Consider the following 1417-nt stretch of genomic DNA (forward strand, 5'->3'; position numbering starts at 1 on the left):
AGTTGAGTCCCGCATAGTGGTGTAGCGCGGTTGCTGGGTTCGTCATCGTGTCGGTGATGGACGTAAAGCGGCCACCGCGTGATCCTTCGAGTCAACCTTCCACAGAATCCTCGAGGAGTCCCACGATGACCGCACCCCACATTGTCGACCCTGCCGGCCTTCTTGGCGAGGCCCTGGCCGAAGCCTCACCTGATCTGATGCGCTCCCTGCTGCAGACCGTGATCAACGCTCTGCTGTCGGCGGATGCTGATGCCGTCGTGGGCGCCGAATGGGGCCAGCCCACCCCGGGACGGCGAGCGCAGCGCAACGGGTATCGCCACCGCGGCCTGGACACCAGGGTGGGCACCATCGATGTCGCAGTCCCGAAGCTGCGCAAGGGAACCTACTTTCCCGACTGGCTGCTCGAACGCCGCAAGCGGGCCGAATCCGCGCTGATCACCGTGGTCGCCGACTGCTACCTGGCCGGCGTCTCCACGCGGCGGATGGACAAGCTGGTCAAGACCCTGGGCATCGACTCACTGAGTAAATCGCAGGTCAGCCGCATGGCCACCGACCTCGACGAGCACGTCGAGGCGTTCCGTCACCGCCCACTCGATTCTGCTGGCCCGTTCACCTTCGTCGCCGCTGATGCGTTGACGATGAAGGTCCGCGAAGGCGGCCGCGTGGTCAACGGGGTCGTGCTGCTGGCCACTGGCGTCAACGGTGACGGACACCGCGAAGTCCTGGGCATGCGGGTGGTCACCAGCGAGACCGGCCCGGCCTGGAACGAGTTCTTCGCCGACCTCGTCGCCCGCGGGCTGGCCGGCGTACGCCTGGTCACCAGCGACGCCCACGCCGGGCTGCGCGAGGCGATCGCGGCCAACCTGCCCGGAGCGGCCTGGCAGCGGTGTCGCACACACTACGCGGCCAACCTGATGAGCATCTGCCCCAAGAGCATGTGGCCGGCGGTCAAAGCGATGCTGCACAGCGTCTACGACCAACCCGATGCCCCCGCGGTGGCCGCGCAGTTCGACCGGCTCATCGACTACGTCACCGACAAACTGCCCGCCGTGGCCGACCACCTGGCCACCGCCCGCGAAGATATCCTGGCCTTCACTGCATTCCCCAAAGATGTCTGGTCCCAGATCTGGTCCAACAACCCCGCAGAACGGCTCAACAAAGAGATCCGCCGCCGCACCGACGCCGTCGGGATCTTCCCCAACCGCGACGCCATCGTCCGTCTCGTCGGCGCCGTGTTGGCCGAACAGAACGACGAATGGGCCGAAGGCCGCCGTTACCTCGGCCTCGACATCCTCACCCGCTGCCGCCTGACCACCATCACCGACGACAACCCCGACATAGGAGCCAACGACATGCCCGCACTCACCGCCTAACCCACCGGATCACGCAGCACTACACCACTTCCCGGGACTTGACC

The 1417-nt window shown here is 66.3% G+C and carries 1 protein-coding gene; it reads left to right on the top strand.

Annotated elements, in window-relative coordinates; translation table 11 throughout:
* Positions 1–125: 125 nt before the first annotated feature.
* On the top strand, positions 126–1373 hold the full coding sequence (locus tag AWC14_RS19720; protein ID WP_031349784.1) for an IS256-like element IS1601 family transposase: 1248 nt from the start codon (positions 126–128) through the stop codon (positions 1371–1373).
* Positions 1374–1417: the final 44 nt, after the last annotated feature.

It is taken from the genome of Mycobacterium kyorinense, assembly GCF_002101735.1.
GTDB classification, from domain to species: domain Bacteria; phylum Actinomycetota; class Actinomycetes; order Mycobacteriales; family Mycobacteriaceae; genus Mycobacterium; species Mycobacterium kyorinense.